Source organism: Erwinia sp. MYb375 (genome assembly GCF_037479175.1).
Classification (GTDB): Bacteria; Pseudomonadota; Gammaproteobacteria; order Enterobacterales; family Enterobacteriaceae; genus Erwinia; species Erwinia rhapontici.
The window spans coordinates 39541-65900 of sequence record NZ_JBBGZS010000023.1; the positions used below are offsets into that span (position 1 = coordinate 39541).

Annotated in this window: 20 protein-coding genes, 1 pseudogene and 1 riboswitch; of the genes and pseudogenes, 5 read left to right on the plus strand and 16 right to left on the minus strand. The window is 53.0% G+C overall.

Translation table 11 applies throughout. The features are described 5' to 3' along the window. Positions 1–26: 26 nt before the first annotated feature. From WH279_RS13275 to WH279_RS13295, 5 genes are read right to left on the minus strand one after another with little or no spacing between them, the layout of a single operon-like run. Positions 27–1172, minus strand: coding sequence for a branched-chain amino acid ABC transporter substrate-binding protein (locus WH279_RS13275; RefSeq protein WP_339457149.1), 1146 nt, complete (start codon positions 1170–1172; stop codon positions 27–29). Between the two features lie 43 nt (positions 1173–1215). After that, on the minus strand, positions 1216–1929 hold the full coding sequence (locus tag WH279_RS13280; RefSeq protein WP_339457151.1) for an ABC transporter ATP-binding protein: 714 nt from the start codon (positions 1927–1929) through the stop codon (positions 1216–1218). After that, a complete protein-coding gene (locus WH279_RS13285) occupies positions 1922–2692 on the minus strand; it encodes an ABC transporter ATP-binding protein (RefSeq protein ID WP_339457153.1) in 771 nt (256 codons plus the stop codon). The genes WH279_RS13280 and WH279_RS13285 overlap by 8 nt, the downstream gene beginning before the upstream one ends. Beyond that, complete coding sequence (locus WH279_RS13290) at positions 2689–3792, minus strand: branched-chain amino acid ABC transporter permease (protein ID WP_339458680.1); 1104 nt, start codon at positions 3790–3792, stop codon at positions 2689–2691. Before WH279_RS13290 ends, WH279_RS13285 begins: the two co-directional genes overlap by 4 nt. A 14-nt stretch (positions 3793–3806) precedes the next feature. Further along, the gene (locus WH279_RS13295; RefSeq protein ID WP_339457155.1) at positions 3807–4757 is read right to left on the minus strand and encodes a branched-chain amino acid ABC transporter permease; all 951 of its coding nucleotides are present in this window, start codon (positions 4755–4757) and stop codon (positions 3807–3809) included. Between the two features lie 173 nt (positions 4758–4930). Here WH279_RS13295 and WH279_RS13300 point away from each other — a divergent pair, with 173 nt between their 5' ends. After that, positions 4931–5863, plus strand: coding sequence for a LysR substrate-binding domain-containing protein (locus WH279_RS13300; protein WP_339457157.1), 933 nt, complete (start codon positions 4931–4933; stop codon positions 5861–5863). Between the two features lie 104 nt (positions 5864–5967). On the opposite strand, the gene WH279_RS13305 is transcribed toward WH279_RS13300, so the two are convergent. The 6 genes from WH279_RS13305 to WH279_RS13330 form a co-directional block, all read right to left on the minus strand. After that, positions 5968–7089 carry an ABC transporter substrate-binding protein gene (locus tag WH279_RS13305; protein WP_445235219.1) on the minus strand — a complete coding sequence of 374 codons (1122 nt, stop codon included), beginning with the start codon at positions 7087–7089 and terminating at the stop codon, positions 5968–5970. Between the two features lie 117 nt (positions 7090–7206). Beyond that, a complete protein-coding gene (locus WH279_RS13310; protein ID WP_339457159.1) occupies positions 7207–8421 on the minus strand; it encodes an FAD-dependent oxidoreductase in 1215 nt (404 codons plus the stop codon). Positions 8422–8614: 193 nt separating this feature from the next. Continuing rightward, complete coding sequence (locus WH279_RS13315; protein ID WP_339457161.1) at positions 8615–9550, minus strand: ABC transporter substrate-binding protein; 936 nt, start codon at positions 9548–9550, stop codon at positions 8615–8617. 34 nt (positions 9551–9584) lie between these two features. Beyond that, positions 9585–10334 carry an ABC transporter permease gene (locus WH279_RS13320; protein WP_339457163.1) on the minus strand — a complete coding sequence of 250 codons (750 nt, stop codon included), beginning with the start codon at positions 10332–10334 and terminating at the stop codon, positions 9585–9587. Then, on the minus strand, positions 10331–11059 hold the full coding sequence (locus tag WH279_RS13325; protein WP_339457165.1) for an ABC transporter ATP-binding protein: 729 nt from the start codon (positions 11057–11059) through the stop codon (positions 10331–10333). The genes WH279_RS13320 and WH279_RS13325 overlap by 4 nt, the downstream gene beginning before the upstream one ends. Next, complete coding sequence (locus WH279_RS13330; protein ID WP_339458685.1) at positions 11056–11745, minus strand: TenA family protein; 690 nt, start codon at positions 11743–11745, stop codon at positions 11056–11058. The genes WH279_RS13325 and WH279_RS13330 overlap by 4 nt, the downstream gene beginning before the upstream one ends. A gap of 66 nt (positions 11746–11811) precedes the next feature. Then, a riboswitch (TPP riboswitch) is annotated at positions 11812–11916 on the minus strand. A gap of 135 nt (positions 11917–12051) precedes the next feature. On the opposite strand from WH279_RS13330, the gene WH279_RS13335 reads away from it, so the two are divergent. Beyond that, a complete protein-coding gene (locus tag WH279_RS13335) occupies positions 12052–15906 on the plus strand; it encodes a CHAT domain-containing protein (protein ID WP_339457167.1) in 3855 nt (1284 codons plus the stop codon). A gap of 60 nt (positions 15907–15966) precedes the next feature. Beyond that, positions 15967–16992 carry an LLM class flavin-dependent oxidoreductase gene (locus tag WH279_RS13340; protein WP_133843036.1) on the plus strand — a complete coding sequence of 342 codons (1026 nt, stop codon included), beginning with the start codon at positions 15967–15969 and terminating at the stop codon, positions 16990–16992. 71 nt (positions 16993–17063) lie between these two features. On the opposite strand, the pseudogene WH279_RS13345 reads toward WH279_RS13340, so the two are convergent. The 3 genes and pseudogenes from WH279_RS13345 to WH279_RS13355 all read right to left on the minus strand — a co-directional run bounded on the left by WH279_RS13345 (position 17064) and on the right by WH279_RS13355 (position 21174). Continuing rightward, positions 17064–18419, minus strand: a pseudogene (locus WH279_RS13345) (carbohydrate porin). Between the two features lie 65 nt (positions 18420–18484). After that, on the minus strand, positions 18485–19912 hold the full coding sequence (locus WH279_RS13350) for a glycoside hydrolase family 32 protein (protein WP_339458688.1): 1428 nt from the start codon (positions 19910–19912) through the stop codon (positions 18485–18487). Between the two features lie 2 nt (positions 19913–19914). After that, a complete protein-coding gene (locus tag WH279_RS13355; RefSeq protein ID WP_339457170.1) occupies positions 19915–21174 on the minus strand; it encodes an MFS transporter in 1260 nt (419 codons plus the stop codon). A 262-nt stretch (positions 21175–21436) separates the two neighbouring features. On the opposite strand from WH279_RS13355, the gene WH279_RS13360 reads away from it, so the two are divergent. Then, positions 21437–22447 carry a LacI family DNA-binding transcriptional regulator gene (locus WH279_RS13360; RefSeq protein ID WP_339457172.1) on the plus strand — a complete coding sequence of 337 codons (1011 nt, stop codon included), beginning with the start codon at positions 21437–21439 and terminating at the stop codon, positions 22445–22447. 72 nt (positions 22448–22519) lie between these two features. On the opposite strand, the gene WH279_RS13365 is transcribed toward WH279_RS13360, so the two are convergent. Together WH279_RS13365 and WH279_RS13370 are read right to left on the minus strand one after the other, a co-directional pair. After that, complete coding sequence (locus tag WH279_RS13365; RefSeq protein WP_339457174.1) at positions 22520–24226, minus strand: methyl-accepting chemotaxis protein; 1707 nt, start codon at positions 24224–24226, stop codon at positions 22520–22522. Positions 24227–24795: 569 nt separating this feature from the next. Further along, entirely contained in the window at positions 24796–25749 is a 954-nt protein-coding gene (locus WH279_RS13370; RefSeq protein WP_339457176.1) for a LacI family DNA-binding transcriptional regulator, read from the minus strand. Positions 25750–26042: 293 nt separating this feature from the next. On the opposite strand from WH279_RS13370, the gene WH279_RS13375 reads away from it, so the two are divergent. Beyond that, the gene (locus WH279_RS13375) at positions 26043–26357 is read left to right on the plus strand and encodes a PTS sugar transporter subunit IIB (protein ID WP_339457178.1); all 315 of its coding nucleotides are present in this window, start codon (positions 26043–26045) and stop codon (positions 26355–26357) included. Positions 26358–26360: the final 3 nt, after the last annotated feature.

Below are 26360 nucleotides of genomic sequence, written 5' to 3' on the forward strand. Positions count from 1 at the left end.
ACATCGCTCCTCTTCAGTGACAAAAATTACTGCGCGGCACCGCCCAGCACATCCTGCGGCACCCATTTGCCGTCAGTCACTTTATAAACGGTGAACGACGGATTTTTCAGGTTCCCCTGCGCATCAAAAGCCAGGGTGCCGGTCACGCCCTGATAGCTGATGGCGCGCAGTTTCGGCAGGTAATCCGCTGCATCGGTAGAGTCAGCCTGTTCGATAGCGGCGATCAGTACGCGGGTGGCGTCATAGGCAAACGGCGCATGCAGCTCAATCGGGGCGTGATAGCGGTCGCGGTAGGCCTGATCGAAGGCTTTGCCGCCCGGCATTTTTTCCAGCGGCAGGCCGGGTTCCAGCGCCACGACGCCTTCACCTTCTTTCTGCGCCAGTTTGAGGAAGGTCTGGCTGACAAATCCGCCCGCGCCCATCAGCGTGGCGTTCAGCCCCAGCTGTTTGATCCGGCGTGCCAGCGGGGCCGCCTGAGAATCCACGCCGCCGAAGAAGATCAGATCGGCATTTTTACTGCGGATACTGGTCAGTACCGCACTGAAATCGACGGTTTTCTCATCGACGTATTCACGGTCGACAATCTCCACGCCCTGCGCCTTCAGCGATTTTACAAACTCGTCTGCCAGCCCCTGGCCGAAGGCGGTACGGTCATCCAGTACCGCGATGCGTTTGGCTTTCAGCACCTTAAGGGCGTATTCCCCGGCATCACGGCCGCCGTCATCGTCGTGGCCCATGACGCGGAAGCTGGTGTCAAAACCCTGCTGAGTATAGGCATGTCCGGTGGCAACCGGGGCCACCTGCGCAATACCGGCATCGTGATAAATACGGGCGGCGGGGATGCTGGTGCCGGTATTCCAGTGGCCCACCACGCCAGCTACCCCGGCATCCACCAGGCGCTGTGCCACGGCCACGGCGGTGCGCGGATCGGACTGATCGTCTTCCGACACCAGTTTGAACTGCACGGCTTTGCCGCCAATTTTCGGATGCTGCTGGTTAGCATCGTTGATCGCCAGCTGTGCGCCATTCTCCAGATCTTTACCGATACGCGCTGATGGTCCGGTCAGTGGACCTGCCAGGCCGATCAACACGGTTTCCGGCTCGGCGGCCTGCGCAGAGAAGCTGGCGGCGATAGCGGAGGCCAGAAGCAGGCCCTGAGTAATTTTTTTCATAATAAGTTCCCTGATGTTGGGGTTAACAAAAACGGATGAACGGTTATTCACCCAGATAAGCTTTGCGCAGTGCATCGTCATCCAGCAGTGAGGCGGAGGGGCCCTGCAATGACAGGATTCCGCTTTCCAGCACGCAGGCACGCTGGGTAACCTGCAATGCCAGACGGGCATTCTGCTCCACCAGCAGCAGGGTCATGCCGTCACGGCTTAACCTGGCGATGGTGTTAAAAATGGTCTCGACCATAATCGGAGCCAGCCCCATAGAAGGCTCGTCGAGGATCAGCAGCCGGGGTTTGCTCAGCAGGGCACGGCCCATTGCCAGCATCTGTTGCTCACCGCCGGACAGCAGGCCCGCGATCTGGCGGCGGCGTTCGGCCAGCCGGGGAAAAATGCTAAAGATCTCCTCCATATCCGTTGCCAGCTGTGCGCGGTCACGGCGCAGATACGCCCCGCTTTGCAGGTTTTCCAGCACCGTCAGACGTTTGAACACGCCCCGGCCTTCCGGCACCATCACCAGCCCCTGTTTCATCAGTTGCCACGGCGGGATGGCGGCAATCGACTGCCCGGCAAAGCGGATCTCACCCTGCCAGGGCTGTAAGCCGGTAATGGCCCGCAGGGTGGAGGTTTTCCCTGCACCATTGGCACCGATCAGCGTCACCTGTTCACCTTCGTTCAGGTGGAAATCGATGCCTTTCACGGCCTGGACACCGCCGTAGGAGACGGTCAGCCCTTTTACACTGAGCAGTGGTTCAGACATGAATTTCTCCTCCGAGGTAAGCGCGGATAACGTCAGGGTGCTGGCGGACCTCATCCGGGGTGCCGCAGGCGATCACACGGCCGTAATCCAGCACGGTCAGGCGGTCACACAATCCCATCAGCAGCCTTACATCATGCTCAATCAGCAGCAGGCTGACGCCGTCGGCACGAATGCGTTGCAACAGGTGTTGCAGGGCGACTTTCTCAGCGGCATTCATTCCGGCGGCAGGTTCGTCCAGCGCCAGCAGGCGCGGTTCAGTTGCCAGCGCACGGGCAATTTCCAGCCGTCGCTGGTGGCCATACGAGAGTTCACTCGCCTGATAACCGGCAAAGCGTTCAATGCCTACATACTCCAGCAGTTCCTGCGCCCGCTGGCGCGTTGCCGCTTCTTCTGCACGCCCGCGCCGGTGACCGCTGATGGCGGCCCAGATACCGTTGCGGGTACGAACGTGGCGGCCCACCATCACGTTTTCCAGCACGCTCATCGCCCCGAACAGCCGCAGGTTCTGAAAGGTGCGCGCAATGCCCGCACGCGTGACCTGTTCGATGGCGTGCGGCTGATACTGGGTAGCGCCCAGCAGAAACTCCCCGCTGTCGGCGCGATACAGGCCGGTGATGAGATTAAAACAGGTGGTTTTACCGGCGCCGTTTGGGCCAATCAGCCCGTAAATCTCACCTTCGTTGACCGTCAGCGACACGTCGCTCACTGCTGTCAGCCCGCCAAAACGTTTACTGATGTTGTTCAGCGTCAGTAACGGTTTCATGCTTTCTCTCCTGACTGGCGGCGGGCGGTCCACAGTCCGGCCGGGCGATACAGCATCACCAGAATCAGCGCCAGGCCGAAGAACAGCTGGCGGATCACTTCCGGGTCAATCCACACCTGACCGAACAGCGTTTGCTGGAGCGGGCCAACGCTGCTGCGCAGCACTTCCGGCAGGGCAGAGAGCAGCAGCGCACCGAGGATCACGCCAGGGATATGCCCCATGCCGCCGAGCACCACCATCGCCAGTACCGCAATCGACTCCTGCAACGAAAACGATTCCGGTGAGACAAAGCCCTGGAAAGCGGCAAACATCGCTCCGGCAATACCGCCAAAGGCGGCTCCGAGGGCAAAGGCCAGCAGCTTGTAATTGCGCAGATTGATGCCCATTGCCCGCGCGGCATCTTCATCTTCACGGATCGCGGTCCAGGCACGGCCCACGCGTGAGTGTTGCAGGCGCAGGCAGATCAGCAGAATCAGCAGGATCAGCGCGGCAAACAGGTAGTAATAGAGGTACAGCGAAGAGAAACGCAGCCCGAACAGATGCTGCATGCCGGAGAACTTCACCCCAAACAGGCTGACCGGATCGATGCCGGAAATGCCTTTGGCACCGTTGGTGATATTGACCGGGCGATCCAGATTGCGCATCAGGATGCGGATAATCTCCCCAAAGCCGAGCGTGACAATCGCCAGGTAATCGCCGCGCAGTCGCAGGGTCGGCGCACCCAGCAGAATGCCGCAACCCGCCGCCAGCAGGGCGGCCAGCGGGATAATGATCAGCACCGAAAGATGAAGCCCGTCAGGGAACCACTGCAACAGCAAAGGAAACTGTTGGGTCAGATGAGGGGAAGAGAGCAGGGCGGCAAGATACGCGCCCACTGCATAAAAGGCGATAAAGCCCATATCCAGCAGGCCGGTAAAGCCAACCACAATGTTCAGCCCCAGCGCCAGCATGATATACAGCAGGGCAAAATCCACCACCCGCACCCAGTAGTTGCCGCCAGCGGCACCGATCAGCCACGGGGCAAGCAGCAGGCCAAGCACAAACAGCAGCACACCAAAGCGTGCGCGACGGGCGGAAGGGGCGATAAGCGTTGTTGTCATGGTCATCAGTATTCCTAAGCGCGATGCGCCACACGTTCGCCCAGCAGGCCGGAAGGACGGAACACCAGTACCGCAATCAGTACGATAAAGGCGAAGACATCCTGATAATTACTGCCGAAGTTTCCGCCGGTCAGCTGGCCGAGATAGCCGCCGCCCAGCGCTTCAATCAGTCCGAGTAGCAGCCCGCCGAGCATGGCGCCGCGCAGGTTGCCGATGCCGCCGAGCACCGCCGCCGTGAAGGCTTTAATGCCCGGCAAAAAGCCCATGGAGAAACTGGCGTTACCGTAGTTGCTTGCCATCATCACTCCGGCGAGGGCGGCCAGTGCCCCGCCAATGGCGAAGGTCAGTACAATAATGCGGTTGGGGTTGATGCCCATCAGGCTGGCAACCTGCACATCTTCTGCGGTGGCACGCATCGCCCGTCCAAAGCGTGAGTGCTCAACCAGCAGCAGCAGGCCCGCCATCACCAGCATGGCAATCAGCAGCGTGGCGATGGCGGTTCCGGTGATCACCGCCGGGGCATGATCTGCGTCGCCCGTGGTGATGGCGATGGGCGTCATGGGCAACAATTGCGGGAACATCAGCGGATTACGTGACCACAGCACCATCGCCAGAGTCTGTAACAGCACGGAGACGCCAATGCCACTGATCAGCGGTGCCAGACGCGGGGCGTGGCGCAGGCGGCGATAGGCAAAACGCTCAATCGCCATCGACAGCAGGCTGCACACCAGCATGGCAAACAACAGAGCCAGCAGCAGAGCCAGCCAGCCCGGCAGACCAGGATATGTCTGTTGCAGCACATTCAGTGCCGTCAGGGAACTGAGCGCACCCACCATCAGCACATCGCCGTGGGAAAAGTTAATGATGCGCAAAATGCCGTACACCATGGTGTAGCCGAGCGCGATCAGGGCATAAATGCTGCCAAGCAGCAAACCGTTGAGGGATTGCTGAATAAAGGTATCCATCGGGGATGAACTCCGGCCGGGCGTTGAATCAGGACATTCAAAGTAAACGATTGAGAAAAAGAGTAAAATATTTGATTTTGATTACTTATAACAAAAGTGTGTGTTTATAATTTGTTGTATTAAAAGGGTTTTAAATTTACCCTGAGAAAAATAAATATGAAATTATCGAACATATGAATAAAACAGAACAATCAGAGTTTGCGGAAGAGCGATTTACCGGTCTGGAACAGGATCCGCCTCTGCGTGCGGTGCGTGCTTTTGAGGCTATCGCCCGGCTGGGCAGCGTGACGGCAGCCGCCACGGAACTGGCTATCTCACCATCGGCCATTAGTCACCAGCTGAAAGTGCTGGAAACCTTCTTACAGATGCCGCTGACCGAACGTCAGGGGCGCAATCTGGTGCTGCGTGCCGAGGGCCGCGAGTATTACCGCGCTATCCGTTCCGCGTTTTCCGTCCTGCGCGCAGCCACCAGCCAGGTGCGCGAGCAGACCTCTAACCGCCAGGTGACCATCAGCCTGATCCCGCTGTTTGGCATGAGCTGGTTTATCCCGCGTCTGCGCAGTTATCTCACGGCAAATCACGGCGTGGATATTAATGTGCTGTATGCCAATCATCGTAATTACCCCAGTGATGCGGCCGATATTTCCATCCGTTTTGGCGTGGGGCACTGGCCGGGTTATCAGAGCCACAAGCTGATGTCAGGAAGGATGATCCCGGTGTGCAGCCAGGGATTTGTGAAGATCCACGGATATATCGATACCCCGGAGCAGCTGGCAAGAATGCCGTTGCTGCATGATGAGGAGCGCAGCACCTGGATGCAGTGGTTCCAGTCGCAGGGAGTGAAACGCCCGGAACGTAGTAGCGGGCCGCTATTTGAAGACGGTTTGCTGACGCTGGCGGCGGTGCAGGTGGGATTAGGCTGTGCGCTGATGCGTGAACCGATTATCGCGCCTTATCTGGAAAGGGGGGAACTGCTCAAACTGTTCGACCACAGCATTGATGATGGCCGCGACTACTACCTGTGCATTCGCCAGAACAGTGAGCTGTCACTGGAAGGCGTGAACCTGCAAAACTGGCTGATCCAGCAGGCCAGCGACATCGGATAACGGGCGGCGGGATCTGCCGCCCTGGCTCCGGCTAGCCTGCTTGCCCCGCCGCTTTGGTAAACAGACGGACGTCTGCTGCGCGGGGCGTGTCATAAGCAGGCCGTTTACTGCGGGTGATATTCGATATTGATCGGCTCATCCGGGAGTTTAGTAAAGGTGCGGATAATATGGTGATAGTCCGCGGTCGGATCAACATGGCTGAACTGCTGCGGGTAGAAGTCCTTCGCCAGCATCTCAATGCCGATAATGTTGTAAGGATGGTTATAGAAGTGGTGATACACCGCCGCCACTTTGCCTGCTTTCACCGCCGGAATATCCTTCACCCCGGTGCGCTCACGCAGATGGTCGAAGCTGGCTTTAATCTCGCTGACCTCGGTGTTGTAGCCCAGTGGGATCACCGGGCTGGATTTACCCCCGCGCTTCGAGCCACTCATCACGTAGTAATCCGGGTTCAGGTTGATGACCTTTTCCACCGCGATGGTGCCGCTGGTGCCGGGCAGCAGATCGGAACCGATATTTTTCGCACCGGTAGCTTCTATCAGCGCGCCCCAGCCGTTATGGCCGTGGGTGAAGCAGCATTCACCGCCGCCGCCTATCCCGGCAATCGGCTCAACAAATACGCTCGGTTTAGGTGATACGTTTTTGACTGCGGCCTGAATGGCGTTGAGTTTCTGGGTATAAAAATCGGTATAGGCGCGGGCATTGTCTTCCTTATTCAATACCTTGCCCAGCAGGGTAATGCTGGCCGCGGTATTCTGTACCGGATGCAGCTCATCATCAACAAACAGTACCGGGATATTCAGCGCACTCAGTTGAGTCAGTACCCCGGTCTGCTTGAGCGCCGGTTTGGCGCGCAGCTGGGCAATCATCAGGTCTGGTTTTTTGGCGATCACCGTTTCAAGGTTGACCTCACCCTGGTCAGAAAAGCCCATATCGAGGATTTTTTCCGCGTCCGGCCAGCGTTTTTTTAGCAGGTTCCAGCTACCGGTATCCTGCTTTTTCATCAGGTTGTTCCAGGAGACGACACGCTGGAAAGGGTTGTCACGGTCAAGTAAGGCGAGGCTGAGGATTTCACGTCCGTCCTGGAGGATCACCCGCTGCGGTTCATGGTTGATGACCACTTTTTGCCCGTCCATATCGGTGACGGTCAGCGGGTAAGTGGTGGCGAATGCCAGTGAAGGCAGCGTCGCCAACAGCAGAGCGGGTAAAGTTTTCAGCGTTGTCATGGTACAAATTTCCCGGCCAGTTAATAAACGATAATTGTTATCATTATTATTGGCCGGAGAGTAAACATAAGTTAAACAGAATGTAAACGGCGCACCCGAAAATCGTGACGGGATTTGTCAGGATGGGGTTTTAAAGCGGCGCGGCTTCTCACGACGAAAACCCAGCCCGATGATCCAGCCGAAGACGTAAGGCAGAAAAGGAAAGCGCTTTATGATACGCGGCAGCGGGCTGGATTCGCCCTCTTTGCGTTTTTTTCCGCTCATTTTGATCTGGATAAATTGCGTGGCGCAGGTCGGGAAATGGCGGCGTTTTTGCACTTTTTGCAGCAGGCGCAGGCTGACTTTCCCCTGGCGTAACGCGGGCGTCAAAATGTTGGCGCAGGCAACCGCATCCTGGATCGCGAGGTTGACGCCAACGCCGCCGATAGGCGACATCGCATGGGCGGCATCCCCGATGCACAGTACGCCGGGCTTCATCCACGCATCCAGCCTGTCGATGCGGATATCGAGTAGCCTGACCTGCTGCCAGTCGGTCATCTCTGCCAGCCTGGCGGCCGGAAAGGGCGCCACGGCGGCAACCAGCTGTTTAAACGCCTCGATTCCTGCGGCCTTCATTGGCCCGAACTCACCTTTGGTAATGGAGTAGCCGCACTGCCAGAAACTGCCGCGATCGAGCATGATAAAGTTTTGTTTGGGTCCCTTGTGGCCCATATTCCATTCCGGGTCCTCATCGCGTTTATCCAGCGGGAACCACAGCACATCGCGCGGCGATCCAAACGAGCGCCCGGTCAGCCCGGCCTGCTGCCGGACCTGCGAATGCCGTCCGTCACAGCCGATCACCAGCTGTGCGTGGATGTCGCAGGTGCCGCTGCTGTTGCTGGCGCGCACGCCGCATACGCTGCCATTGTCATACAGTAATTCGCTGAATGCGGTGGACTGGCGCAGGGTAAACGCGGGCAGGGCAGACGCTTTCGCCGCCAGAAAATTGAGGAAGTCCCACTGTGGCATAAACGCAATAAAGCGGCATTTTACCGGCAGGCGGGAAAAATCGGCCAGCGTGACCTCTTCACCCCCTACTTCTGCCTGTAAACGCGGGGCACGCTGATGAGGCAGGCTGAGTAACTCCTCCAGCAGGCCCAGGTGATGCATGATTTGCAGCGTGGAGGGATGAATCGTGTCACCCCGGAAGTCGCGCAAAAAATCGCCGTGTTTTTCGATCACGGTCACCTGCACGCCTGCGCGCGCCAGCAGATAACCCAGCATCAGTCCGGCCGGGCCGCCGCCTACGATACAGCAGTCAGTGGTGATGCGTTCAGGGGACGTTGCGTTCATGTTGGCTCCGGGTAGGTAATCGCTGGTTTATGGTAATGGTTATCATTATCTTTGGCGAGCGGTGATTTGCGCAGACTGGCTGGAACTGGCGACCCGGAACTGAAGGTCCATCATGACAGATTAATGCCTGCGAAGGGTTCGACCTTTTACCGGTCGAACCCTGCTGAGGGTGTGCGTCAGGGGTTTTAGTCGATTAGCGCAATTCAACCGCATACTGCGCAACGGGCGTGATCTTCTTAATCAGCTTATTCTTCAACAAAAACTGCTCATAGGCGTCATAACGCTTCACGTCGAGTGCTGCCGGGTCTTTGGCAAACAGCGGCAGGGTTTTCTGCCATGCCACATGGTTCAGCTCGGTATTCAGCTCCGGGTGCGCTTTGGCTAACACCTGCCAGCTCTCTTCCGGGTGGGCCTGTAAATAGTCGTTGCCTTTCTTCAGCGCCGCGAGGAATTTCTTCACCTTCGGTTCATTGACGCTATCGCGATTCGCCACAATCACCAGCTCGTCATAGGCCGGAACGCCGTAATCCTCAACGTTAAATACCACCGGATCTTTGCCCTGTAGCTTCAGCTCCTGCGCTTCAATATTGCGGTAACCCCCAATCACCGCATCCACCTGCCCGGCCAGCAGGGCGCTGGTCAGCTGGAAGTTAACGTTGACCAGCTTAATCTCCTTCAGGCTGGCGCGCTCCTGCTTCAGCATGGTGGTCAGCGTTGCCTGTTCAATACCGCTCACGGAATAACCCACCGTTTTCCCTTTCAATTTTGCCGGTGAGGTGATGCTTTTATCGAGCGTCATCACCGTGTTCAGCGGGGTATTGATCAGCGTGCCCACGCGCACCAGCGGCAGGCCTTCATCGGCGAAAAAGTGCAGCTGTGGCTGATAAGTAATGGCGAGATCCGCCTGTTTCGCTGCGACCAGGCGCGGCGGCAGGGAGGGATCGGACGGGGGCACAATCTTCACGTCCAGCCCTTCTGCCTTAAAGGCCCCGATCTGATCGGCAACCATAATCGGTGCATGGTCCGGGTTGATATACCAGTCGAGCACCAGCGTCAGTTTCTCGTTGGCCATGACGCCTGTGGAGCAGGCACCGCTTAACAGCAGGGCAGCGCAGGTTTTCATCATCATTCTGTGTTCCTTTCAGATTTAAGGGGAATCAACATTATTCGGGTGCCCAGTTGATCAGGCGATGGAGCAGGGCATCGACCGCCATCCAGAGTAAGACGGTCATCAGCACCAGGATAAACAACGCGGCAAAGCACTGATCGGTTTGCATGCGCGCATTGGCATTCAGCATTACGTAACCCAGCCCTTCGGCCGAACCCACCCATTCGCCGATAATTGCGCCAATCGGTGCCACGGCAGCCGCCATGCGCAGGCCGGAGCCAAAAGCAGGCAGCGCCGCCATCAGCCGGACATGGCGCAGCTGCGCCCAGCGTGAGGCACCCAGGGTGCGGGCAAGGTCCAGATAGTCCTTATTAACCCGCCTCAGCCCGTCAAAGAAAGCAGAGGTCACCGGGAAGAAGATCACCAGCACCGCCATCGCCACTTTGGCGCTGATGCCAAAGCCAAACCACAGCACCAGCAGTGGCGCGAGCGCAAACACCGGAATGGCCTGGCTGGTCAGCACCACGGGCATCAGCCAGCGTTGCAGGCGAGGAGAGAAGATCATGCCGATCGCCAGCAGTGACCCCAGCAGTACGCCCAGCACCAGCCCAATCAGGACTTCTGAGGCCGTTATCAGGCTGTGATACGTGAGGAAAGCGCGGCCATCCCACAGCGCGCGGGCAACAGCGGCGGGCGACGGCAGTAAAAAGGCGGGAATATCGCTCAGCGTGGCCAGCCACCACAGCAGCAGCAGCCCGGTAAAAATCATTATGCCACGTGCGCTGGCGGCCATTTTTCCGCTCATTCTGCGGCCCTCAGCAACTGCTGTAACAGTTCGGCCTGGCTTTTCAGCACGTCAGCGTCATCCGGCGCACGGGGCGGCTGGCCACCAATGGTGTGAGTGTCGTCGATCCCGGCAGGATATCCGGACAACACCAGCAGGTGGTGACTCAGACGGCAGGCTTCCATCGGGTCATGGGTAATCAGCAATACGGTGTGGTCGGCCAGCAGTTCAGCGGCCAGCGTCTGGATTTTGGCACGCGTCAGCGTATCCAGCGCGGAGAACGGCTCATCCATCAGGACAACGGGGCGTCTTTCATACAGCGTGCGGGCAATCGCCGCCCGCTGGCGCATGCCACCGGAAAGCGCCGCAGGAAGATCGTTGCCGTGCCCGTGCAGTCCAACGCGTTCCAGCAGATGGGCAGCCCAGGCGGCATCCACGTTTTCGCCGCGCAGACGTGCACCCAGTGTGATGTTGTCGTTGATCGACAGCCAGGGATAGAGCAGATCTTTCTGTCCCATGTAAGCAATGCGTCCGGACAACGGCAGGCCATCGCTACCGCACACGGTGCCGGAGGTGGGCTTCGCCAGCCCGGCGATGATCTTCAGCAGGCTGGTCTTGCCGCTGCCGCTGGCCCCCAGCAGGGCAACAAACCGCCCTGGCGGGAGGGTAAAACTGAGACGGTCGAAAATCTGACGCGGGCCGAAGCACAGCGTCAGATCGCGCACCTCAATGCCGGGTGGGTTCATGTCCGGTGCACCGCATTCAGTCCCATCTGCCAGAATGCCGACTCGAGGCGCGTGGCGGTGGTGAAAATCTCAGACAGAGCGGCGAAGCGGCTTTCGGCCCCGCGCTGCTCACCGACCGTTTCCAGTAACCCGAGGGCGGCACGAACGCCGTTCAGATAGTCTGCATCACCATAGTTGCGGATCCAGGAGGCATAAGGGCTGCCTTGTAAAACCGTCTCCGGGGCGTTCAGCAGGCGCAGGCCAATCTCGGCGTAGCCCGCCACACAGGGCAGCAGCGCCACCAGCAGATCCAGCGCATCACCCGAGTGACCGATATCCAGTACATAGCGGGTGTAGTTCATGGTTTCCGCCGCTTCCGGTTCGCGCATCATCTGCGCTTCGCTCAGTCCCCAGCTTTCGCAGTAGCCAACGTGCAGCGGCAGCTCTGCGACGATGGCGTTCAGAGAAGCCGTCGCCGCACGCATTTCGGGCAGCGTGCGCAGTTTGCTGACCAGCAGCGCCCAGGCACGGGCAAAGTGAATCAGAAAAAGATAGTCCTGCGTCAGATAACGACGAAAGGCGTTCTCGGGCAGCGTGCCGCGTGAGAGTTGGTGAATAAACGGGTGCGCCACATAGTCCTGCCAGTCGTTACCCGCCTGCTGGCGTAAACGTCCGTACAGACCCTGGCTGAAATCAACAGGCTGAATAGTTTTAGACACTGAATCCCCTCATTTAAGTGGAGATCCGGGCACGCGGAGGTGTGAACAGGGCAGAAGTGACTGCCAACCCGTCCCTTCGCTGGCATGACCCAGATCAGGTTCAAAGGGTTCGGCTTATTACGCCATCTCAGCCCATACAGGACACCCCTCGGAGGGCTCTTTTATACGGGATTTCATTTTTCATTACAATCCTTGCCAGTTCATTAAGTATGAAGAAATTTGGACATTACGTATGATATTATGATAAATATTTTTAATGTTTTTTTATCATGAAATTTATAAAGGAATACGGTCATGGATAAAAGCAAAGAGTTAAGTGAAATCTTTAATTTTAGTATTGATTCATACTTTAATAAAAACCCACCGGGTTATCGCTGCATTGATTTGCATTTTATTCATGACTTTCATTTTCATGATTATTATATTGCTATGCTTAATAAACTCTATTACATAGCATTCAGTGAGAGTCGTGATAGATTGTTTAATAAAGTATTTTTGTACTGTGTTGATGACGACTGCTTTGATTATTTATATCCATACGTTGAAACTGTTAATGAAAAATTGAAGATTCAGGATGTTGCTGATTTTATTGTTTTAGAAAAAGTCGTGGCTGATAGTCATAAACTTATTAATTGCATTAACAATCATCCTGAAAAAACCGCCAGTATTATATTTGAAGCGGAAAAATTATCGGGTTGTGAACCGTATTTTGAAAAAATGTTTAGTGGTGAAGTTTTTTCACAAGAGAAACAGAATAATATCAACTTACTCAATGCAGTTAAGATGATTGATGATGGTCTGACGTCTAATAGTTATGTCGCATGTCATTGCAGAGTCTCACCGGTTGCCGGATTTGAAGCGTTTAACGTCTTTGCTGATGATATTGACCGACTTTCTATCTTTGAATTTTATCGTGGTGGTGAAATCCACCAGAACATTCTTGATACTGTTAATATAGCTAAGAAATATCTAGAAACAAATAATATTAATGATGCAAAAAAAGTAATTGAAAATTGTGAAGAAATTAAAGATTCACACTTTGTTTTCATCCAGATTTTCAATGATTTTAATGATAAGAATAATAAGATGTACTCCTTCCATTTGCATGAAATGCTGAAAGATCTTGATCTCGAAAGTGACTTCTCAGTGCAGTCAGGTCTGAAAATGGTGAAGGTTTGTGTTGGCGCGGAAAGCTATCCTGCAGCCAGTAAAATTCTGAAGAAAGTAGCAGGTGAGCTTTCCACTCAAGATGAGATCGAACAGGGCATTCAGCTGGCTGAGGAATCGGGATGCAGAGAAGTATCCAGTGAGTTGATAGAAAAACTGAAAATGCATTATCCTCAGTCTCTTATTCTAAATTACAGAGAAATAACCTCTGCATTTGACAATGAAGACTATAAGCAAGCTGGAAGGCTCTTTTCTATGCGGGACGATGAGCTCAGCAAGAAAAAATATAAAATTTTATTGCAACTTATTGCCTGGGTTGATAGCGGTTCCGAAGATATCGTAACGTTTCTTAAAACACAAGAAACCTCTGATCCAGAAACTGTTTATTTCCTCAATTATATTGCGTCGAAGTGGGCGATAAAACGGCAGGATTATCTGACGGCTATTGCTGTTTCACTGTTGTATGAAACAGTGCTGAGTGATGACATATTTATTGGCAATGGCGAAAAAATTCTGAATGAGTGGTTTTTTAACAGAAAAAAACCAAAGACTGACGAAGAGAAGGAACGAGTAGATATTCTGGAGAAAACATTAGTTAGTTATGTGATGATCATTTTCCAGAAAATATTCAGAGGTTCTGTTAATCCTTACGTACGGGAAAGATTTATTGATGCGTTAAACTGGGAAAATTCGCACTCTACAGGCCGTTCAATGCTTATTTTGATAACTTACAATCAATTTTGTCTCAGGATGCCGGATCTTAAGTCATCAGAACCTTATAAATTTAAAAGACTCTCTACTGACAGAGTGATGACAAAAATTGAACAGAGCCTAGAATATTTTGAAAAGATTGGCATTGCTGTGGCAGGAATACACCTTGTTCCTGCGGAGATCTTGACAGGGCAACGTGATGAACAATTAGCATTTCTGGATGGATTACATACTATACTCATTAAAATGGCTAGTAGTATGGAAAGTAGCCGCGATATTAATATTATCAATGCTATAATTTCAATTGCTCATAGTGCTGCTTTACTTGCTGAGCCTTGTAGCAAGGATCTTGATATTATTAAGGATGTTGGGGCAGTGCTATCGCGTCAGGGACATGCTCAGGCCGCTCGTGATTTAGCTGAGCAGGCATTACAACTGGCAGGTGATGACAGCCAGCGTCAGCGCCATGCATGGCTGGCCGCAGCAGAGATTTATCAACGGCAGAGTAATAATCATCCAGCAATGGTTTACCTGAACTGTGCCATGTCTGACAACGAGATGACCATCGATGAATTCTTCACGTATTCAAATATCGTTACCAGAATTTTTCGCGATACAAGGCTTCTTCGTTTTGCACATGAATCGGTTGGTTTTTCACGTCACATTTTGAAGGGTTTTAATGAAGAGTTATATGGAAAAAATAAAAAGGTGTATGATTTTTTGGAAGTGACCCTCTATTTTCATATGTTGTGCAATGAAAAGGTTTTTGATGCTGAAATTGCCAGTTATATTTCCAGCCTTGCAAAAGCAATCGCTTTAGAAGAAATTGCTAACCCGGATAATATTGCATCAATACTTACATTGTCATTGCAGATAATTGAAGTTTTTAAAGTTAATAACTATGAAGTGGATTCAGAATTTAACTCTGCAATTGAACAGATGCTAAAGATTAATGAATCGGCAGATGTTCCTGATAAGTTATTAAATGCATTTTCTGTTTTTTATCGTGATAGTAATATAAGTAACCTTTTTTCTCTCTATAACTTGATGTCATCCTCAACACGTTATGCCGAGGACAAGGCTTATGATGACCATTCTCTACACCTTTATGCGGCAGTATTACTGCGCCGCAATCCTGATATGTCGTTACGTGACAAAGCTTTTTCCGCCGAACTGTTAACCGACAGCTCATATTCACTGCACAGCGAGTATCTTTACAGTAATCCTTATCCCCGTTATCAACGTATCGAAGAACCTGCCGAATATGCATCAGCATATGCATTAAATAATAACATCGCGGTATATATGCTGGTTCTCGATGATTACAAGAAAGGAACTTTATTGTGCTGGTTACCCGGGAGTGATGGGGCTGTGATAGACCCTTCACTATGGCATTTTGATTTCGCAAAGTTTCACAAGTGGAAGAAAGAATTTCCTTATGAATATGGTTTTTATGATTCAGGAAAAACGCCTAACCTATTTTTTGATAGCACTGAGTTTATCCGTTTTGATTTTGATTTCCACGAAAAAAGTGTGCTTATCCTGGACGTAATGCTCCAGTCGCTTGTGCCTAATCTGATACAGCTTCAGAACGGGCTGGCAGGAACCCTGGCTGCGATCTCCTGCGCCCCTTCACTGATCTGGCTGGAACAAACCAGCCGTTCGCCGGTAAAAACCAATGGAAAACTAGTCAGTTGGATTTCAACCGCCGGATCTGAGGGGCAGACGTTAAAAGCGATGGCGGATGAATTTTCTCAGGAAGGGGGAGTCTTTGCTAAATGGGAAGTAAAACATAATGGTGATAGTGCTCTGCCAGTTGAATTTGAAAACTCTGAACTGGTGGTTATCGGTGCGCACGGTGGTGTGACAGATTCAGAGCATGTTTTCAGGAGTATCAGTGATGAGGGAACACTCCGGGTAAGTTTCAGTACTTTTTCATCGCGTTTGCGGCAGTGTGGGGTCGTGATTCTGTTTGTGTGCAGCTCTGGGCGTTTTGATAACCATCCTGAAGCCGCAACTACCATTGGCCTCGCTAAAGAGTTGATCGATAATGGCTGTACGGCGGTGGTCTCTTCTCCTTGGCCGCTGGACCCGATGATGACTATGAAATGGCTACCGTTGTTCATGGAATCATGGATGAGCGGGGCGACGGTGAGTGAAGCCGTTTTTGTGGCGAATAAAGAACTGACCAACTACTACAGTTATGATTATTCGAAATGTATCGCACTGAGTGTGTTCGGTGATGGCTCAAGACAATACCAAAAGCCATGATGTGACCAGATTAGTAAACCTGTATTTATATTATTCATTTTCACGTTAGGGGTATAACCCATGAAAAGTATTGGATTTCTGTCGTTCGGCCACTGGACCCCTTCGCCGCAGTCCGGCACCCGCTCGGCGGCCGATGCGCTGTTGCAGTCGATTGATCTCGCGGTCGCCGCTGAAGAACTCGGCGCAGACGGTGCTTATTTCCGCGTGCACCACTTTGCCCGCCAGTTAAGCTCACCGTTCCCGCTGCTGGCCGCCGTCGGCGCGAAAACCCGGCGTATTGAGATCGGTACCGGGGTGATCGATATGCGTTACGAGAACCCGATGTATATGGCGGAAGATGCCGGTTCCGCAGACCTGATCTCTGGGGGGCGTTTGCAGCTGGGCATCAGCCGGGGTTCCCCTGAGCAGGTGATCGACGGTTGGCGCTATTTTGGCTATCAGCCTGCGGAAGGGGAAAACGAGTCGGATATGGCGCGTCATCACACCGAAGTGCTGCTGGATGTGCTGCGCGGCGAAGGCTTTGCCAAACCAAACCCGCAGCCGATGTTCCCGAACCCGCCAGGGATGCTGCGCGTGGAGCCGTTCTCGGAAGGGCTGCGTGACCGTATCTGGTGGGGGGCCGGTTCCAATGCCACCGCCGTCTGGGCGGCGAAACTGGGGATGAACCTGCAAAGCTCAACGCTGAAAGATGATGAAACCGGTGAGCCTTTCCATATCCAGCAGGCGCAACAGATCCGCGCCTACCGTGAAGCGTGGAAAGCCGCCGGACATACGCGCACCCCGCGTGTTTCGGTGAGCCGCAGTATCTTTGCGCTGGTGAATGATATGGACCGTGCGTACTTTGGCAACAGCGGCAAAGAAGGGGACAAAGTGGGCTATCTTGATGAGAAAACCCGCGCCATCTTTGGCCGCAGCTACGCCGCAGAACCGGACCAGTTGATTAAACAACTGGCGCAGGATGAAGCCATCGCCGAAGCCGATACCCTGCTGTTAACCGTGCCGAACCAGTTGGGTGTGGACTACTGCGCGCATACTATCGAAGCGATCCTCAAGCATGTGGCACCGGGCCTCGGCTGGCGGGAATAACCACGGCAGGGAGTGAACACCGCCAGGGCTATCCTGGCGGTCGACATCATTCAGCCATACAGGTTACGGCATTAAAAAATATATTTTGCGCGAACACGGGCTCCGTAACGTGGTTGATGATCACCGTCATCTTCGCTCATCGCATTAAGCCAGGACGCATAGGCACCGAGGTAAATAGCAAAGTTAGGCATATCCATAATGGCAGGCAATTGCCATGAGGTATGCAGCGTATGAATATCATATCTCCCGGACGAGGAAATCGCACAATCGTCGGTACATTCAGTACTGATACCGGAAGAGGAAAACTCCGCAATATTATTGTGTGCATAAATATACCCCACCTCAACACGTTGCCAGAGTGCATTAATACCTGCGCTAAAGTTAGTTTCTGCCTGTGCATCCATGAATGCCGTGCTGACGTTAATGACAGAGCCATCCTGCGGATCGCTCTTTAAAGTATTCCTGCTGAAAGTTAATCCGTAACCGGTGCGACGTGACTGATCGTGCCAGTTACCGCTACCGTCGTTATATCCATAGGCGTTTTTGACGATGTTACTTTCAATGGCAGCAGCAGCAGACCAGGAGCCCTCACTCCAGGCGACCACCGGACGCAGATACACCACATTTTTCTCATTATTCAGATCGCGTCCATGATAGCGTTGGTCCACATACAGAGAGCTGCCATCCTCCACCAGGGTATTCACTTCAAAATACCAGTTATCCCGGTTTTTACTGAACAGCAGGTTACCCCCGCTGTTACTGCGGCCCCGGGCTTCTTTCATCATATAGATATAACCGTAGCCGTCGCTGTACAGGTCATTAGCGGTATTGCCGGAATATTCGATGAAGGTGTCCTGATTCAGGGGGAACATATCCCAGGCTTCAAAGCGTCCTGCTTTTATTTTCCAGTCGTTTTGCTGACCAAAAAAGAAGGCGGCATCGTCGAGATTCATCTTGCCATTGATATTGGCCAGTGGCTGAACGCTGAATCCGGCGTATTTCCCGTTATCCGCGTGCTGTATGCCGTCTACGCCCAGTAAAATACGGCCATTAATATCCCAGCGTTCTTTATTACCGGGAGAGTGGCTTTGACTGGTGCTGGTCTTAACGGATGTCAGGCTTCCCGTGCGGCTGGCGGCGTCGGCATTAAATTCGACGTCACCATAAAATTTTATATCGGCATTACTGTTTACAATAAGTTTTACTGGCGCTGTGGTTTTTTCTTTTTAAGCGAGCGGGGGCGGATTCTTAATTGCGCTATTTTTTAATTTCTTCATTTCTGATTCAGCATAGTCGGCACGTTTTTCTGCATTCTGTAAACGCTGTTCGAGTAAAGCAAATCGCTGGTCAATCGTTAATGAGGCTTGTGCAAACAGTGTGACAGGAAAAATTCCGGCACACAGCGCCAGCCCGACGGATATTTTCATCGACGAGATCCTTACTTATAGTGATGAGGCTCATCCGGGTCAGGATGAGCCTTACTGAGAGGGACTTATGCTAAATCCCAGGCGCCACACTCTGTGATATGCGCGCTACCTGACCAGGCAAAGAGAGACAGCTGACGGTGCTGGGGGAAAATACGGCTCGTCAGGCAGGCTTCACCGTCATTGACAAACACCTCAATAGACGAACGGTCAAAGAAGAGGCGTAGCGACAGAACCGATGCTGCGGGCAAGGGGACGCTGCGCTGGCCGCACAGGCCTGACTGCGGATAATGTCGCTCAAGGACCAGTCGTTGCGACTGGTTGTCGACATACAGACGCAGGCCGTCTGAAAGGGCAATACCGTACTGTTCGGCATCACTTGCCGCCGTGTCCCACTGGAGGAGCACTTCTGTTGCTTCCGCATTTTCCATCACGCACTGCTGCTGATTTTTCAGCGAGGTGACTACCCAGCGCTGCCAGGTCTGGCGTAAATTTTCCACCTCTTTTACCGGCTTCATCTGCAGGCGATGATCTGCCGTCAGGCTGAGTTCCCGGGGCAGGGTAAGCATACCGGCCCAGCCATCCTGCTGCTCAGGCATCACTGATTCCCAGCTGTTCATCCAGGCGAGCAGGATGCGACGACCATCGGGGGCCGTGAACGTTTGTGGCGCATAGAAATCATGGCCATGATCCAGTTCGGCGAAAACGTGCTCCTGAGTAAAGGCTTCACCGGGCTGCCACTGGCCGACAATATAGCCGCTCTGAAACAGATTACGGTTGTCATATCCCCGGGCAGCGATGCCCTGCGGGGAGATGATCAGTACCTGTTTATCCTGCAGCGTGAAAAAATCCGGGCATTCCCACATAAAACCCATCTCTTTGGAGGCTTCTCCCAGCACCCCGGCATCATCCCAGTGGTGCAGATCCGCAGAGCGATACAGTCTCACCTGGCCGGTATCATCTTCGCGTGAGCCAACCACCATGTACCAGCTATCGCCTTCGCGCCAGACTTTGGGGTCGCGGAAATGGTGCATGCCCGGCGGCGTATCCAGTACCTTTCCGTGGCGGGTAAAGTGGATGCCATCCCGGCTGGTGGCCAGACACTGCACCTGATAAAGATTATCGTCATCGGTCGGATCGCCGTGAAATTTATGACCGGTGTAAATCAGCGCCAGTTCATCGCCGTTAACCACCGCTGACCCGGAGAAACAGCCGTCTTTATCCTCTGGCCCTTCCGGCGCCAGCGCAACAGGAAGATGTTCCCAGTGCATCAGATCGCGACTGCGGGCATGGCCCCAGTGCATCGGTCCCCACTGCGTGGAGTAGGGGTGATGCTGGTAAAACGCGTGGTACCAGCCATCAAACCAGACCAGCCCGTTAGGGTCGTTCATCCATCCGGCCTGAGGGGCGAGATGAAAACGCGGATACCAGCGCAGGTTAATGTGGTTGCGTGCAGTGGTCAGCGCCTGTTCAGCATCAGCAAGTTGAAATGTCATCACTATTCACTCTTTAAAATGGAGACGGCAGAAGGGGCAGGAACCACCCTTTCCGATAAAGGTTTGTTGCTGCGTAAAAGGAAAATCGAGATAAAGGTGGTGCAGAACACCATCAGCCCCATGATCAGGTAGGACTGGGCGAAGCCATACTTCTCATAGCTGTAGCCAGCGAGAGGAGAAAGCACCGTGGCAATCACGGAACTGGTGCAGGCAAACCCCACCAGATAAAGCGTTGAAGAGAGGCGTTTATCAAAGTTCAGGCTGTTGTATTTGAAAATAGCCACCAGCAGAACAGGCAGTTCCAGAGCGTGCAGCAATTTGGTAATGGAAATCAACAGCGGCCCTTCAACCCAACCGGACGCGATCATACGCAGTGCCATCACCATTCCGGCAAAGATCAGCCCGTTTTTAGCGCCGATACGGTTCACCAGCCAGGGGGCGCAAAACATGCCTGCGGCTTCCAGGAAAACCTGGAATGAATTGAGGTAGCCAAACATCGCATTGCCTTCACGCAACGTGGCAAACTGCGAAGAAAAATAGACCGGGAATTGCTGGTCGTAGACGCCATAAATACAGGTGCCAATCACAAAAAACACCAGCGCCCAGAAACGCGGTAGCGTCAGTAAACGCAGGGCATCTTCCAGCGTCACTTTGCTGATGCCGGTTTCCAGTTTTTCCAGACTGGCGGGCGTACTGACGTTCAGGCGTGCCAGCAGGCAGAAAAACACCAGACCGGAGCAGGAAGCGACCAGGAAGTTGAGCTTCGGATTGATATTAAACAGCAGCCCGGCGAAAAAAGTGGCCACCGCCCAGCCCAGCGAACCCCACATGCGGGCTTTTCCAAACTCAAACGTGCTCTGCCGGGCAACGCGTTCGGTATAGGACTCCAGCACACCGATGCCGCCGTTAAAGGTCATTCCCACAAACACGCCGCCAAAAATACTGCCCAGCACGATATTGAGCTTTAGCAGGTAACCGAACAGCAGAAACGCCGGTCCGGAGAGGATCAATAATGCGGTCATATACCACAGCAAATTTTTACGCAGTCCGAGCCGGTCCTGAATAAAGCCGTAACACACCTGCGCGCACAGCGCCGAAACGGACAGCACAGAAAAGATGATGCCGGTATCCGAAGGACGCATTCCGACTTCCTGGTGCAGCCAGATGGAAAACAGCGAACTGGAGGATGACCAGCTAACAAAGAAAAAGAACAACAGCGCACTTAACAACGGGTAACTACGGGAATGATGTCTTTTCATCATTGCACTCTCAGTGTGGAAGATGCGGCATGATAACGTTAACATTTTGCTGTGATGAGAAAAGTCATGCTGATTTATGATGTTAATCACAAAGGTTAACGTTAACATTGCGGCATTGAGAGGGCGATCACTTTTTCGGGTAAGGGTGAACATTCATCGCGGCAGGCAGAAATAACGCAGCATCCTTTTTACATCGTAAAAGGAGTTGTATAGCCTTAGCCACGGACAGTCACTCCATGGATTTGCTCAAGCAGGACACAGTGTTATGGCGTCATTAAAAGATGTGGCAAAGCGTGCAGAAGTCTCGTTAATGACCGTCTCCCGGGCATTAAATGCCCCTGAACGGTTAAAGCCTGAGACGTTGACCCGGGTGCAGGCGGCGATCGCTGAACTGAATTATGTACCTGACCTGTCAGCGAAAAAAATACGCGGCGCGCGGGCAACGCCGAAGACCATTGGTGTGCTGGCGCTGGATACCGTTACCACGCCGTTCTCAGTGGAGATCACCTTATCGATTGAAGAGACAGCAAGGGCCCATGGCTGGAACAGCTTCGTGGTGAACATGTTCTCTGATGACAGCCCTGAGAGCATTGTGGATCTGCTGCTTTCGCATCGCCCGGGCGGCATTATCTACACCACCATGGGGCTGCGTCAGGTGCCGGTTCCGCACAAACTCCTGACGCTGCCCTGTGTGCTGGCTAACTGTGAAAGCCTGCATGACAGAGTCGCCAGTTATATCCCTGATGATGAGCAAGGGCAGTATGATGGTGTGAAGGCCCTACTTGAAGCGGGTTATCGCCGTCCACTGTGCCTGCATTTACCCGCGCAGAATATTGCCACACGCCGTCGTCGTCGCGGGCTGGAGCGTGCATGCCGTGAAGCCAGCATCGATCCTGACAACCTGACGCATGTCTATATGGGAAATGGGGATGCTCATTATCACGATATACCGGGCAGCGTGCTGGCGCAGATACACCAGGGTAAGCCCGCGTTTGACTCGGTTATCTGCGGTAACGACAGGATTGCGTTGATGGTGTATCAGACACTCCTGGGGCAGGGGATTCGCATCCCGCAGGATGTGGCGGTAATGGGGTATGACAATATGGTAGGGATTGGCGATCTTTTCTTACCGCCGCTGTCGACGGTACAACTGCCTCATTACGACATTGGCCGCCTGAGCGCCCTGCACATTATCAACGGAGAGACGCATCTGAACACGGTGAGTGTGCACAGCCCGTGGCTGAAACGGGCATCGATGGTACCGAATGACCAATGAAAAACAGGTGCAGGCCCGCCATTGACCTCGACAGATAGCCCGCTGAACGCTCAGCGGGCGAGACGATGCTGGTTAGAAAGAAGTCCACTGTTCGTCAATCGCCTTCGGCGTGTTGACGGGAACAGGGAGGGCGGCTTTATGCGCGGTTTCGCCCACTGACGCCTCCTCATGCTCCGGGTTGACCGCGATCTTAAAGATGGCGACCATCTCAGTGAGTTTCTGCGCCTGTTGTTCCAGTGAAATCGCGGCGGCGGATGATTCCTGAACCAGAGCAGCGTTCTGTTGAGTGGTGGAGTCCATCTCTGTCACGGCAATGCTGATCTGTTCAATGCCCTGACGTTGCTCGTTCGATGCGGTAGAAATTTCGTCGATAATCTGGCTGACCGTCGTGACGGAATTCACGATGTCTGCCATGCTGGCACCCGCTTTACTCACTAAATCAGTCCCCACGCTGATACGCATTACGGACGCGTTGATCAGTGATTCTATCTGTTTTGCGGCATCCGCACTGCGCTGCGCCAGCGTTCGGACTTCGCCGGCCACCACGGCAAAACCGCGCCCTTGCTCACCGGCTCTGGCGGCTTCTACGGCGGCATTCAACGCCAGAATATTCGTCTGAAAAGCAATGCCGTTAATCACACTGATGATTTCAGTAATCTGCTTTGAACTGGCAGCAATATCGCTCATGGTACCGACGACCTCATCGACTATCTGCCCGCCTTTGCGGGCATCATCACTGGCACTGGCGGCAAGTTTACTGGCCTGCAGGGTGTTCTCTGCGTTCAGTTGCACCGTTGAGGTCAGCTCCTCCATGCTGGCTGCGGTTTCCACCACGGCAGCGGACTGTTGCTCTGTTCTGGAGGCTAATTCCGCGTTCCCTGCAGCAATCTGGGTAGATGCACTGGCTAACTGACTAACGCTTCCACGTATGCCTGAGATGATGTCGCATAACTGTGAGTTCATCACCTCCATGGTTTCCGTCAGTTCACCCAGCTCATCTTTCGAGGTGGCGGCGATATGAGCCGTGAGATCACCACTGGAGATACGCTGAGCCAGGGCGAGGTTTTGACTGACAGGGCGTGTGATCTTACGTGTGATCGCCGATGCTGTGACCAGCCCGATGACAACGGCGAGTAATGAAAGCAGGGAAATGACGTTGATCGCATCGGAAATCAGCTGACTGTTATAGCCAACCTGCATATCTATCAGTGTGCTGGTGGTATTTTGCAGTGCATCAGCCGCCTTAGTCATGAGGTCGGTGGAGGATTGTGTTTCCCTGATGGCCAAAAAATACTGTTCTGCCGCACCATTAAACGCCTGATAGCGGTTCCATGCCGGGACTAACACGTTTTTTATCGTCTCCGGGAATTCCGTCAGGCTGTCATTGTAGAGCGACGCCGTGCGACGATGTAATGTCTCAAAATCCGATGCGTTTTGAGGAGTGTACTGTGCAATGAGTATGCTGCCAGCGTGGCTAAGCAGAGAAAGTGAAGAGAGCAGGTCACGCATTCTTTGGCGAGTGTTAGTGTCCACGGGAATATCCTGCAGGTTATTTTGCAGGTTGGTCAGAAAATTCCTGTCATTTTTCTTTTGCAGTTCATTAGCCAATTTTAGGCTGTGACGGTGTTTATTATAATAATCTGTTCGTAGCCTATCGTAGTGTTCAATATCGATGCTGAGCTGTTCAAGCTGCTTCCTGGTATCATCGTGCCAGGTGAACTGACTGGCCTCTTTCACCAGCCTGCGCATTGACTGGATGTCATCACTGTTTTGCTTCATTTTTTGCTCATCACCGGTGTGCATATAAACCAACCGTTTTTGTCTTGCTGCATCCAGTAGATTAACAATATTATTGGTCAGCGATGCCTTTACTGCGTTTTTTTCCAAGGTTTTTAACTCGTAGATACCGAAACCTGATATAGAAATCATGATGATAATTAACAGAGTAAATCCAGAAAAAAGCTTCTTACTGATGGATAAATCATTGAAATTGAAAGTAATCATATTAAGTCCATTTTAAACATAATTATCATGGTGAGGGGCGGGTTTTCTTTTTCGTGGTTAACCGTCTGGCTTCAGGAGATTTATCGGCAGGTAAGGAGATTTCATTAAAATAGATTAAATGGACGGTCAGTGTGTCCAGTATGTTGTTTTAATGAGGGTTTGTAGGGTGAGTATTGGTAATGCTGGCGGAATGAGCGTTACTTCTGAGGAAATAACGCACTTTTTGTTCTTTTCGAATATTGAGGGGCTTTCGTTATTCTTATTGCGCTATTTCATGTTGTTTTACATTTTGTGTCATTTATAGGGTTTATCTGTTTTACTTTCTCAGGACAGGCATTAACGAGCTAGCGTTTCCGTCCATCCGGAATAATCAAATCCCCGCGTAGTACACATGCGCCAAGCATATCGCGGGTTTTCTCCGTCAGCCAGCTGACGATGCGTGCCGCCATCGCATCCATGGAGTATTCAATGGAAGGAATGGACGGAACGCCCGGCAGATCCAGCGAACCGGCGAGGCTGAAGATCATAATGTCACCCGGTACGGATTTATTAAACGCCTGCAGCTGGCTAATCACCCGCTGTGCTTCCTGCTCGTCAGCCACCAGCAGGGCGTTGAAATTAACGGTAGTGGCATTATTCAGCAGCACCTGTACCGCGACGGACGAGGTGGTGGAATCCATAAACACCAGATTGCGGTTAAACGGCAAAAAGTTGTTTTCCAGCGCCAGCTTATAGCCCAGCAGTACCTGATCGGTATGACCGCTGGCATCCGGGTGGATCAGGGCAATCTGACGGCGGCCCTGGCTGATCAGATAATTACAGGCGGTCTCTGCGGCAAATGCATGGTCAAACTGGATGCTGTTTGGCGTGTCGGCAGCGACGCAGTCAATCAGGATCACGTTGTCATCTGTAATATTCAGCGGGAACCGTGCGCCGATAATCAACACATCATCACAGAGACCGCAGGAGAGTTCATCCAGCGCATTCATCACGCCCGTTTTGCTGTTGGCGAAACGCAGCAGCAGATGCTTTTGATGCTGGCTGAGGTGTTTTTCCAGCGCATAGAGATAACCGGTGGTCTGATTAATATTCTCCTGCGCACAGATCACGCCAATGCAGCCCGTCGACTGCGACAGTAATGATTGCGCGATAACATTTGGCCGGTAGCTGAGTTCTTCTGCTGCTTTCAGCACCGCAAGGCGACTGGCTTCTTTCACGCCGCGCGATCCGCTCAACACCCGTGATACTGTGGCTTTAGAGACCCCAGCTAAACGCGATACATCGTTGATTGTTGACATTTTTCTCCCCTGACACCCGGTAACAGCCTGCAAAAAATACCGCAAGAACGGCGCAAAATATCGCCACCGCCAGTATAGCGGCTTTGCATTTTCATGGAAACCGATTTTCCATATCACCTCAAAACTGTCCATATCGACCGCATTTATGTGATGGCAATCCAGGAAAAAACCCTTTAACACCTGCGTTTATGATGAGTATCACATTTTTGTTTTCCTTAAATGGAAAACGGTTTCCGTATGGTGTCCAATCGTTTCCACATTTACGTTCTATTACATTTCGAGGATAACGGATTATGGTCAGGATTATGCTGTGCTGCTCTGCCGGGATGTCCACCAGCATGCTGGTGAGAAAAATGGTCGAGGCCGCCAGGGAAAGAGAGCTGGAGGTGGACATTGAGGCGTATGGCGTCGCAGAGTTCGATACCCAGTTTCCCCGTTATCAGGTGGTGCTGCTGGGGCCACAGGTCAAATATATGCTGAAAACACTGTCAGAAAAGGCTGCCACGCAGGGTATTCCGGTTCAGCCCATCGATCCGATGGACTACGGCATGCAGCGCGGTGACAAGGTGCTGGACTACGCGCTGTCGTTGATTAACGCAGCAAACTAAAGG

Coding starts and splice junctions, on each gene's coding strand:
- WH279_RS13375 (WP_339457178.1), top strand. CDS start 26,043: ATGGTCAGGATTATGCTGTGCTGCTCTGCCGGGATGTCCACCAGCATG.
- WH279_RS13350 (WP_339458688.1), bottom strand. CDS start 19,912: ATGACATTTCAACTTGCTGATGCTGAACAGGCGCTGACCACTGCACGC.
- WH279_RS13320 (WP_339457163.1), bottom strand. CDS start 10,334: ATGAGCGGAAAAATGGCCGCCAGCGCACGTGGCATAATGATTTTTACC.
- WH279_RS13365 (WP_339457174.1), bottom strand. CDS start 24,226: ATGAAGCAAAACAGTGATGACATCCAGTCAATGCGCAGGCTGGTGAAA.
- WH279_RS13340 (WP_133843036.1), top strand. CDS start 15,967: ATGAAAAGTATTGGATTTCTGTCGTTCGGCCACTGGACCCCTTCGCCG.
- WH279_RS13360 (WP_339457172.1), top strand. CDS start 21,437: ATGGCGTCATTAAAAGATGTGGCAAAGCGTGCAGAAGTCTCGTTAATG.
- WH279_RS13370 (WP_339457176.1), bottom strand. CDS start 25,749: ATGTCAACAATCAACGATGTATCGCGTTTAGCTGGGGTCTCTAAAGCC.
- WH279_RS13290 (WP_339458680.1), bottom strand. CDS start 3,792: ATGACAACAACGCTTATCGCCCCTTCCGCCCGTCGCGCACGCTTTGGT.
- WH279_RS13355 (WP_339457170.1), bottom strand. CDS start 21,174: ATGATGAAAAGACATCATTCCCGTAGTTACCCGTTGTTAAGTGCGCTG.
- WH279_RS13325 (WP_339457165.1), bottom strand. CDS start 11,059: ATGAACCCACCCGGCATTGAGGTGCGCGATCTGACGCTGTGCTTCGGC.
- WH279_RS13300 (WP_339457157.1), top strand. CDS start 4,931: ATGAATAAAACAGAACAATCAGAGTTTGCGGAAGAGCGATTTACCGGT.
- WH279_RS13310 (WP_339457159.1), bottom strand. CDS start 8,421: ATGAACGCAACGTCCCCTGAACGCATCACCACTGACTGCTGTATCGTA.
- WH279_RS13280 (WP_339457151.1), bottom strand. CDS start 1,929: ATGTCTGAACCACTGCTCAGTGTAAAAGGGCTGACCGTCTCCTACGGC.
- WH279_RS13335 (WP_339457167.1), top strand. CDS start 12,052: ATGGATAAAAGCAAAGAGTTAAGTGAAATCTTTAATTTTAGTATTGAT.
- WH279_RS13315 (WP_339457161.1), bottom strand. CDS start 9,550: ATGATGATGAAAACCTGCGCTGCCCTGCTGTTAAGCGGTGCCTGCTCC.
- WH279_RS13305 (WP_445235219.1), bottom strand. CDS start 7,089: ATGACAACGCTGAAAACTTTACCCGCTCTGCTGTTGGCGACGCTGCCT.
- WH279_RS13275 (WP_339457149.1), bottom strand. CDS start 1,172: ATGAAAAAAATTACTCAGGGCCTGCTTCTGGCCTCCGCTATCGCCGCC.
- WH279_RS13295 (WP_339457155.1), bottom strand. CDS start 4,757: ATGGATACCTTTATTCAGCAATCCCTCAACGGTTTGCTGCTTGGCAGC.
- WH279_RS13285 (WP_339457153.1), bottom strand. CDS start 2,692: ATGAAACCGTTACTGACGCTGAACAACATCAGTAAACGTTTTGGCGGG.